The 8,117-nt window shown below is 69.9% G+C and carries 10 protein-coding genes and 1 pseudogene; 6 read left to right on the forward strand and 5 right to left on the reverse strand.

The annotated features are described in order from the left end of the window. Nucleotides 1–527 precede the first annotated feature (527 nt). Nucleotides 528–1,328: a crotonase/enoyl-CoA hydratase family protein gene (locus AOQ37_RS37985; protein ID WP_078890594.1), complete on the reverse strand. Its 801-nt coding sequence runs from the start codon at nucleotides 1,326–1,328 to the stop codon at nucleotides 528–530. A 103-nt stretch (nucleotides 1,329–1,431) separates the two neighbouring features. Here AOQ37_RS37985 and AOQ37_RS37990 point away from each other — a divergent pair, with 103 nt between their 5' ends. Then, nucleotides 1,432–1,962: a winged helix-turn-helix transcriptional regulator gene (locus AOQ37_RS37990; RefSeq protein WP_062651771.1), complete on the forward strand. Its 531-nt coding sequence runs from the start codon at nucleotides 1,432–1,434 to the stop codon at nucleotides 1,960–1,962. A 118-nt stretch (nucleotides 1,963–2,080) separates the two neighbouring features. On the opposite strand, the gene AOQ37_RS37995 is transcribed toward AOQ37_RS37990, so the two are convergent. Continuing rightward, nucleotides 2,081–2,503 (reverse strand): VOC family protein, encoded by a 423-nt coding sequence (locus AOQ37_RS37995; RefSeq protein WP_062651773.1) that lies wholly within the window; start codon nucleotides 2,501–2,503, stop codon nucleotides 2,081–2,083. Nucleotides 2,504–2,866: 363 nt separating this feature from the next. Between AOQ37_RS37995 and AOQ37_RS38000 the strand changes: the two genes are divergently transcribed. Beyond that, nucleotides 2,867–3,166 carry a type II toxin -antitoxin system TacA 1-like antitoxin gene (locus AOQ37_RS38000; protein WP_234437157.1) on the forward strand — a complete coding sequence of 100 codons (300 nt, stop codon included), beginning with the start codon at nucleotides 2,867–2,869 and terminating at the stop codon, nucleotides 3,164–3,166. Then, the gene (locus AOQ37_RS38005; protein ID WP_062651777.1) at nucleotides 3,163–3,549 is read left to right on the forward strand and encodes a hypothetical protein; all 387 of its coding nucleotides are present in this window, start codon (nucleotides 3,163–3,165) and stop codon (nucleotides 3,547–3,549) included. The genes AOQ37_RS38000 and AOQ37_RS38005 overlap by 4 nt, the downstream gene beginning before the upstream one ends. A gap of 68 nt (nucleotides 3,550–3,617) precedes the next feature. On the opposite strand, the gene AOQ37_RS38010 is transcribed toward AOQ37_RS38005, so the two are convergent. Continuing rightward, the gene (locus tag AOQ37_RS38010; protein WP_234437158.1) at nucleotides 3,618–4,205 is read right to left on the reverse strand and encodes a hypothetical protein; all 588 of its coding nucleotides are present in this window, start codon (nucleotides 4,203–4,205) and stop codon (nucleotides 3,618–3,620) included. Between the two features lie 103 nt (nucleotides 4,206–4,308). Between AOQ37_RS38010 and AOQ37_RS39485 the strand changes: the two genes are divergently transcribed. Next, entirely contained in the window at nucleotides 4,309–4,719 is a 411-nt protein-coding gene (locus AOQ37_RS39485) for a hypothetical protein (RefSeq protein WP_234437159.1), read from the forward strand. Here AOQ37_RS39485 and AOQ37_RS38015 read toward each other — a convergent pair. Continuing rightward, nucleotides 4,716–4,974: pseudogene (locus AOQ37_RS38015) on the reverse strand (ABATE domain-containing protein); the annotation flags it as partial. The gene AOQ37_RS39485 and the pseudogene AOQ37_RS38015 overlap by 4 nt on opposite strands. 103 nt (nucleotides 4,975–5,077) lie before the next feature. Between AOQ37_RS38015 and AOQ37_RS38020 the strand changes: the two are divergent. Next, nucleotides 5,078–5,944, forward strand: a complete 867-nt coding sequence (locus tag AOQ37_RS38020) for an alpha/beta fold hydrolase (RefSeq protein WP_062651779.1) — start codon at nucleotides 5,078–5,080, stop codon at nucleotides 5,942–5,944. A gap of 248 nt (nucleotides 5,945–6,192) precedes the next feature. Here AOQ37_RS38020 and AOQ37_RS38025 read toward each other — a convergent pair whose 3' ends face one another. Next, on the reverse strand, nucleotides 6,193–7,437 hold the full coding sequence (locus AOQ37_RS38025; RefSeq protein ID WP_062651781.1) for a beta-ketoacyl-[acyl-carrier-protein] synthase family protein: 1,245 nt from the start codon (nucleotides 7,435–7,437) through the stop codon (nucleotides 6,193–6,195). A 65-nt stretch (nucleotides 7,438–7,502) separates the two neighbouring features. On the opposite strand from AOQ37_RS38025, the gene AOQ37_RS38030 reads away from it, so the two are divergent. Then, nucleotides 7,503–8,117, forward strand: a 615-nt coding sequence (locus AOQ37_RS38030; protein WP_062651793.1) for a TetR/AcrR family transcriptional regulator, incomplete at its 3' end; no start/stop codon positions are given.

Consider the following 8,117-nt stretch of genomic DNA (forward strand, 5'->3'; position numbering starts at 1 on the left):
CCCCGGGGTGCAGCCCGTGCACTGCGTGCGCCACGCCACACCTGAAGGGGGCACGCGGACCGGCGTGCACAGCCTCCCGCACGCGGCGCGACCGCCGTCAGGTCGGCCATACCGCTCGCCTCGTCCTGGCTGTCCTCAGACGCGGCACGTTCTTGCGGCGAGGCGCGCACCGCGGATCCGCCCCCGGGCTCTCCCCCCGGGCCCTCCCCCAACGGGTCGACCGATCCGCAGGCGCCGATGCCTGCAACCGCCCCTGCTCTCACGGCCGAAGCCTCGCGCCGAAGACCTGGCGGCGAAAAGTGACACTCTCATGCGCCCCTCCGACGCAACCGCCCTACCGGTCCCCGTCGTCGGGGCGACTGACTCCCCGGGGGAGCAGGGTCGCTGTGGCGGGCGGCCTTCGGCCCGGCTGTCCGCGTGGAAGAGGTGCTGGACGCCTGGTTCGTCGCGCCCCGTTGGGCCGACAGTGGCCGTCAGCGGATGCGGCAGCCGGAGATGTCTCCTGACGGGGCGGCGGGGCGGGCGGGTCAGCGGCCGGTGAAGACGGCGTCGCGGCGCTCGATGAAGGACTGGATTCCCTCGGCGCCGTCGGCGGTCGAGAGCAGCCGTGCGATGTCCGGGCGCAGACGCTCGATCGCGGCGCGCTCGCCGTGCTCGTGGGCCAGGTGGGCGGAGGCGAAGACGGTGCGCACTCCCAGTGGGGCGGATTTCTCGGCGATGAGGGTGGCGATCTCGGTGGCGCGGGAGAGGGTGGCCGGCCCGTCGGCGGCCAGTTCCTGCACCAGGCCGATGCGGTGGGCCTCGGCGGCGTCGAACTCCTCGCCGGTCAGGATCCAGCGCATGGCGTTGCCCCATCCGGCCTGCTGGGGGAAACGGAAGGTGCCCCCGCCGAAGGGGTAGATGCCGCGGCGGATCTCGTACTGGGCGAAGCGCGTGTCCCGGGCGGCCACGCGGATGTCGGCGGCCAGGACCAGCTCGATGCCGAGCGTCATCACCCAGCCGTGCGCAGCCGCGACGACGGGCTTCGACCACGGTCCGTCCAGGCGCCAGGGGTCCCGGCCGCCCTCGGGGGCGTCGAACTGCCCCGAGGTCAGTTCGGCGCCCACATCAAGCATGTCCAGGCCACCCGTGAAGTGGTCGCCGTGGGCGAACAGCACCCCGCACCGGAGGTCGTCGTCGGACTCCAGCAGCCCGTACGCGGCCGACAGCTCGCTGAGCATCTGCCGGGTGAAGGCGTTGCGCTTGGCGGGACGGTTCAGCCCCATCAGCAGGACGTGGCCGTCCCGTTCGACGGTGACCGCGGGTGTGCTCGTCCGGCTGGAGTTCATCATCCCCTCCTCGTAAGTTGCATGATGAGACTCACGGGACGCTAGCGGGACCGCACCGAGTAAGGCAAGTGGGTCTCATGATGAAACTGATAAGATCGCCGGCATGAGACGGACCTCGTTCGACAGCTGGCCCTGCTCGATCGCCCGGACGGTGGACATCCTGGGCGACGGATGGACGCTGCTCGTCCTGCGTGAGGTCTTCTACGGCGAGTCACGTTTCGACGGCTTCGTCGACTCGCTCGGCATCGCGCGGAACACCCTGACCGACCGGCTCCGGCGCCTGGAGGACGCGGGCCTGCTGCAACGCAGCCCTTATCAGAGCGACCCCGTACGCCACGAGTACCTTGCGACGGACAAGGGCCGCGACTTCTTCGGCGTGCTCGCCGCGATCAACGCCTGGGGCGACCGATGGCTGGCCGACGACGCCGGCATCCCCGTGGTCATGCACCACACCGCCTGCGGCCACGACACCCGGGCCAAGGTCATCTGCTCCTCGTGCGGTGAACCGCTGCACCGCCAGGACGTCACGGTGCGCACCGGCCCCGGCTACCCGGCCCGACTCCTCGACCGCCCCGGCGTGCAGGCCCGCTTCGCCACGGACGGAAACCCCGAGCGAACGACGACCGACAGCTGAACCACGCCCAGCCCGACCGCGGCGGTCGCCGCGCGTTCCGGGAGTGGGCCGCCCATGCCTCCGCACGCCAGGCATAGGCGCAGGCACTCAGGGGCCTGCGCCAGGGGCGACTACTCGCTCATCCCCCACCCGGTCGGTACGTCCCGGCGCTCCATTCATGACCCTCCGGATCGAGAACACGGGCTCGCACGGCACCCCACGGCGTCGTCTCCGGCGGGATCACACCGCGGGCTCCTGCCACCACCGCCCGGCGATACCAGTCCTCGACGAGAGCCGCGTCGCCGAGCAGCAGGTAAAGGCCGCTGCCGGTGCTGTCGTCCCGCAGCGGTGGTGGGGTGTACGGCCGATCGTCCGTCGTCAGCATGACCACGACGGCACCCCGTCGCACCTCGGCATGCACAACGGTTCCGTCCGGCTCTTCCTGCCGGGCCACGACCTCGAATCCGACGGCCGCGAACCAGTCGATCGCAGCTGGAACGTCGCGGTACCCGATGTAGGCGTACAGGTGGGCCGCGGAGTGGGCGTCGGTGCCCATGGTCATCGCAGAGCCTCCTCTCCCCCAGAAACGCCAAGCGCCACGGCTTGTCTCACTCATGCTCACTCATGCTTTCCGCAACTGCGGACTCCTCGGATGCGGCACGCCTCCACCCTCGCTCGGGCCTCGGGCCTCGGGCCTCGGGCCTCGGGCCTCGGGCCTCGGGCCTCGGGCCTCGGGCCTCGGGCCTCGGGCCTCGGGCCTCGGGGGTGCGGGGCGGCTCCTGCGCGAGGGATGCGCTCGCCCCCCCCCCCGCGATGAGACGACGACCTCGGGCAGGGTGAGGAAGGTCGCCGGGCCCCGCGGGGCGGAACGCGGGCTCGACCGCGATCTGGCTCGCGGCACGGTACCTGCGGTACCGTTGGTACCATGCCGCCTGCCAAAGCCATGAATCTGCGCTTTCCCGACCCGGACCAGCGTGCCGCGATCGAGGCCGCCGCGAAGCAGGAGGGCGTCAGCCTTCAGGAGTACATCCTGTCCGCTGCCTACGCTCGCGCCACCGCCGTGCAAGATCGCTTCCTCGATGCGTTCAGGGAATCGATGTCCCGCAGCGGCAGCGCGTTTGCCGCGGAGGCCGGCGCGGCCGATCCGAGCGCGGAGCAGCGCGCTGCGGAGCTGGAGGCGCGGCGCGGTCTCGAGGAGCAGCAGAAGCGGGGCCACGCCGCGTGACGCAGAGCGAACCGCTCCATCCGCTCGAGGTGCCTTTCCTGCTGCACGCCGCGCAGCTGTTGCCCGGTGATCCGCAGGTCGACGACTACGGCCCGCTCTACGCGGCTGTCGCCCGGGTCAACGCTCGGGCGATGGATCGTGACATCTACGGCTCCGTGTATCTCCGAGGTGCCGCCCTGCTCCAGACGCTGGTGAAGCTGCCGTGTCTGGAGCACTCCAACGAGGCGTTCGCCTGGCATTCCGCGGAGGCGTATCTGACTCTGAACGGATGCCGGCTCGACTACCCTCCGAAGGAGGCGGTCTCGTTGGTGCGGGACGCCGCTACCGGCGCCATGGGCGTCGCCCTCATCGGCCGTCAGCTGCGCGCGTGGAGCGGTTCCTGAACGACGCGTGCATCGAGCGCAGCGACGCTCGGCGCGGCGCCGGCTCACCCCACCTCACGCAGCAGGATTCAGGCGTTGGCGGCGCCATAGTGCAGGACGTCGCCCAGCGGCAGTAGGTATCCGATGCTCCGCCTCTGCGGCAGCTTTCCTGCCAGGGTGGCTGCGTCCGCGCAACCAGAGACCTCGAAGCCGACGAGACCCAGGTCGAAGAAGGCTCTCGTGAAGACCTCGGCGCCGATGGCGGCCAGCCACTCGTCCATCACGGCGGACCTGAAGAACGGCCGGCCGTCCCAGTAGTCAAGACCCGCATGATCCAACGCACCGAGCGGGACGTAAAAGTCCAGCCAGTCGCCGCTGTCGTCGCCGCCACGGATCGCCACGCACCCGCAGACGACCAACTGGCCCGTCGGCAGACGCACCTGACCGTGGAGGTGACCGCCGAACTCGGCCAGAGAGTCGACTGTGCACGGCACGGAATCCTGCTCCCCGGGCTCACGATCCGAGCGCCCGAAGCATCCGTTGACGTCAGCGGCGGCCCACAGTGCGCTCAGGACAGCCTGAAGCCGGGCATCGTCGCTCGACCCGACCTCGATGGCCAACTCGTAGTAGCCACCGGACCAGTTGCCCTGGTCCCGGAAGGCAGCCGGACTCGTCATGACGTGATCATGCAGCAGAGCCCGGTCCCCTGCCACCGGATTGAAGTGGGCAGGTGCCGATCCGAGGAGCCGGGGACGACGCGTCTGTCGAGGTGGTCAGACGATGAAGAAGCTGCGGGCGGCCGGTCTCGGGGCGATCGCCGACCTGGGCTTCGTCGGGCTCGACGACAGCGGCCCCGACACCGGCCCCGCAGTGATCACCGTTTACAAGGCCGCCCGGAACCGGCCCCTGACACGAGGACAGGAGCTGTCGAACACCGCACCGGCAGCGGTCCGGGCACCGGTGGAGCACGGCTCCGCCCACCTCGAAAACTGGCGTTCCCGGCAAAGTCCGCACCGACCCGACCTGGGCGACCCTCCTGGTCAGGGCCCTGCTCGCCCTCATGAACCGCCAAGTGTCCCGGTGATCGACGATCTTCACCGAAGTCATCGACCCACGACCAGCACGAGCATCCCGAACCCCGCGCACACCAGACCCGTGACCAGCAACTTCACGATGCACAGTTCTCACTGAAGAGCATCCGCAACGATCTCCGGGATCTGGCGGATCTCTTCGAGCAGCGGCCTCAAGGCGACGGGCGAACGCTCTGCGCGCGCTGTGTCCCGCAGGATGTTCCGCGTCTCGCGCAGCAGCGCCAGTTCCGCGAGGCCGCCTTCGCCGCCGTCCTCCCGCGCCCAGCGTCTGCCTCCGGCCTCGTCGCCCGAGCGCGTCCTCTTCCTCACCGTTGACCAAGGGCCTGCTGTTGAGCAGATCCAGCAGCGTGTCCATCCCGTCACCCCTCTCTAACCCCCTTAAGTCATTTGACAGGTTAGCCGCGACCATGCTTGCCTAGTGAGCACCTAACCGGCTCAAGCAATCCGAAGGGTTAGATATGAGCTCGGTACACCACCGGACCGCCACCGTCGACGGCCACCGGATCTTCTACCGCGAAGCCGGCCCCACCGACGCCCCGGCGATCGTCCTGCTGCACGGCTACCCCACCAGCTCGTTCATGTTCCGCGAGCTCATCCCGCTGCTGGCCGACGACTACCACGTCATCGCGCCGGACCACCTCGGCTTCGGCCACTCCGACGCACCCCTCGTGGGACAGTTCACCTACACCTTCGACGCCCTCGCCGAACTCACCTCCGTACTCCTCGACCAACTGGGCCTGGACCGCTACGCCCTCTACGTCCAGGACTACGGCGCCCCCATCGGGTGGCGCCTCGCCCTCAAGCATCCCGAGCGGATCTCCGCCCTCGTCACCCAGAACGGCAACGGCTACGAGGACGGCTTCGTCGAGTCGTTCTGGACCGACGTCTGGGCCTACGGGGCGAACCCCGGGCCCGACACCGAACCCGCCGTCCGCACCGCGCTGAGCGTCGACGCCATCCGCTGGCAGTATCTGCACGGCGTGCCCGACCCGAGCCTGGTCAGCCCGGACACCTGGGAGCACGACTTCGCGCTCGTCTCCCGCCAGGGCAACGACGAGGTCCAGCTGGCGCTGTTCCGCGACTACCAGAACAACCGCCCGCTCTACCCGCTTCTGCACGAATTCCTGCGCACCAGCGAGGTGCCGGTGCTCGCCGTCTGGGGCCGCAACGACGAGATCTTCGGCCCGGCCGGCGCCCTGGCCTTCGCCCGCGACGCCGAGGACCACGAGGTGCACCTGATCAACGGTGGTCACTTCCTGCTGGAGAGCCACCTGGACGTCGTCGCGGGTTACCTGCGCGGCTTCCTCGGGCGGGTACTGCACTGACACGGCGGCCGATTCCGGCTCCGCCTGGCCAGACTGCGAACGGGAGCGGATGTCTCGCTGTTCGCCGAACCGGGGCGACGAACGCGGTACGAACGGCTGCACGTGGGACCTCAGCAATGTCGGGACCATCCGCGGAAGCAAGGGCTGCGCAGCACTGGCCGACATCTGCCGCGGATGGCGGATCGGCGGCCCGCTCATCGGCGGCGATCCTCCGGGACAGCGGTGCCTTCGCGTGGGTCATGGTGCCGTCAGGGCCGGGATGCCTGGTGCACTGCGCCGGTGACGATGAGCGAGACGTTCTGCCCACCGAAGCCGAAGGAGTTGCTGAGCACGGCCTCCTGGGGGGCATGTCGTCGCTCGGCGACGACATCCAGATCGATGTCGGGATCGACGCCGACCGCGGTGAGGTTACGGGTCGGCGGGATGACCCCGTGCTCCACGCTGAGGATGGCGATGAGTGCTTCGATCGCCCCGGCGGCCCCGAAGAGATGACCGAGCGCCGCCTTGGGGGCCGTCACGCTGGCGCGGCCGAAGACCTTCCCGATCGCGTACGCCTCGGCAACGTCGCCGACAGGAGTACCTGTGGCATGGGCATTGATGTGGCTGATCTGCTCAGGAGCCAGACCGGCTTGCGCGAGGGCCTTGCGCATCGCCGAGATCTGACCGGAGCCGTCGGCGGCGGGCGCCGTGATGTGGTGAGCGTCAGCGGCGATGCCGGCGCCGGCGAGCACCGCGTGGACGCGCGCGCCCCGGGCGCCGGCGTGCTCGGCGCTTTCCAGCACCACGACAGCCGCGCCCTCGCTGAGGACGAATCCGCTGCGGTCCGCGGCGAACGGACGGGACGCTGAGGCGGGTTCGACGGTATGCCGCGACAGCGCCTGCGCCTGGGCGAAGCCGGCAACGGTGATCGGTGTGATCGCGGCCTCGGTCCCGCCCGTGATCACCACGTCCGCCTCGCCGGCACGGATGAGCCTGGCCCCCAAGGCGATCGCCTCGGCACCGGAGGAGCACGCCGAGACGGGCGTGTAGACCCCGGCACGAGCGCCGTACTCGATGCTGATCAGCGCCGCCGCGGCATTGGGCATGAGCATCGGGACCGTGCGTGGCGAGACGCGCCGCGTCCCCGCCTTCTCCAGTACGTCGTCTTCCTTCAGCAGCGTCTGTACGCCCCCGATACCCGTGCCGATCGCCGATGCCAGCCGGTCCGGGTCAACTTCTGGGGCTCCGGCATCGGCCCAGGCTTCAGCCGCCGCGACCAGGGCCGCCTGCTGCGACCGGTCGAGCCGCCTGGCCCGCACCGGCGGCAGCAACGCGGCGGGGTCGGTCGCCATCGTCCCCGCGGCGGTGTCCGGAAGGCCGACATCTTCGTGGCCACGCAGGATGCCGCGGAGGCCGGACTCGCCGGCAAGCAGCGCGTCCCAGGTGGACGCCACGTCTGCCCCGAGTGGTGTGATCGCGCCGAGTCCGGTCACGACGACTTCAGTCCGGTGCATGCCCCTCAACCCTTCTTGTATGCCATACAAGTCAACGCCCTTGTTGTATCACATACAATTCCGGGGTGGAGAAGAAGCGAACCGAAACTCGATCAACGTCGGCTCGGTCGCGCGACCGCGGTCACGCGACGAGACATCGGCTGATCGAGGCAACGGCACGGCTCTGCGTGGAGCGACCCAACGCCGAGGTGAGCGTCGCGGAGATCGCGAACGCGGCAGGTGTCTTCCCCAACCAGGTCACCTACCACTTCGGCTCCAAGGACTCGCTCCTCGTGCACGCCGCCTTTCTCGGCCTGCTGCACGATGCCCGACGGATCGAGCGCATCGGCCGCCAGGCCTCCGACGCGGCGACATTTCGGCGCAACATGGCCCGCGCGGTACTGGCCATGCCCTCGCTCCCGCCCGTCACGCGAGCACTCGCCGCCGCGATCTCCAAACCCGAACTCGCGCCCGTGGTCGACCAGCACCTCCAGTTGCTGTTCCGGCAGTCCGAGCGCTTCGTGAGCCGGCTCATGGACAGCCGCGGCTGGAGTGCCCGTCGACCGCTGGACGTGGAAGCCAGGACGTTCTGGAGCACCGCGCTCGGCGCAGTACTGCTTGTCCGCGCCGGAGCACACGGCACCGTCGCCGACCTCGACCTCGCCGGAGCACTGACCATCCACGACGGACCCGATCCCGAC

The sequence above is a fragment of the Streptomyces maremycinicus genome (assembly GCF_001184025.1).
Classification (GTDB): domain Bacteria; phylum Actinomycetota; class Actinomycetes; order Streptomycetales; family Streptomycetaceae; genus Streptomyces; species Streptomyces maremycinicus.

Excerpts from the sequence above, each read along its gene's own strand:
- AOQ37_RS38020 (WP_062651779.1), top strand. The coding sequence starts at position 5,078 with ATGAGCTCGGTACACCACCGGACCGCCACCGTCGACGGCCACCGGATC.
- AOQ37_RS38010 (WP_234437158.1), bottom strand. The coding sequence starts at position 4,205 with ATGACGAGTCCGGCTGCCTTCCGGGACCAGGGCAACTGGTCCGGTGGC.
- AOQ37_RS37995 (WP_062651773.1), bottom strand. The coding sequence starts at position 2,503 with ATGACCATGGGCACCGACGCCCACTCCGCGGCCCACCTGTACGCCTAC.
- AOQ37_RS38025 (WP_062651781.1), bottom strand. The coding sequence starts at position 7,437 with ATGCACCGGACTGAAGTCGTCGTGACCGGACTCGGCGCGATCACACCA.
- AOQ37_RS38000 (WP_234437157.1), top strand. The coding sequence starts at position 2,867 with ATGCCGCCTGCCAAAGCCATGAATCTGCGCTTTCCCGACCCGGACCAG.
- AOQ37_RS37990 (WP_062651771.1), top strand. The coding sequence starts at position 1,432 with ATGAGACGGACCTCGTTCGACAGCTGGCCCTGCTCGATCGCCCGGACG.
- AOQ37_RS37985 (WP_078890594.1), bottom strand. The coding sequence starts at position 1,328 with ATGAACTCCAGCCGGACGAGCACACCCGCGGTCACCGTCGAACGGGAC.
- AOQ37_RS39485 (WP_234437159.1), top strand. The coding sequence starts at position 4,309 with ATGAAGAAGCTGCGGGCGGCCGGTCTCGGGGCGATCGCCGACCTGGGC.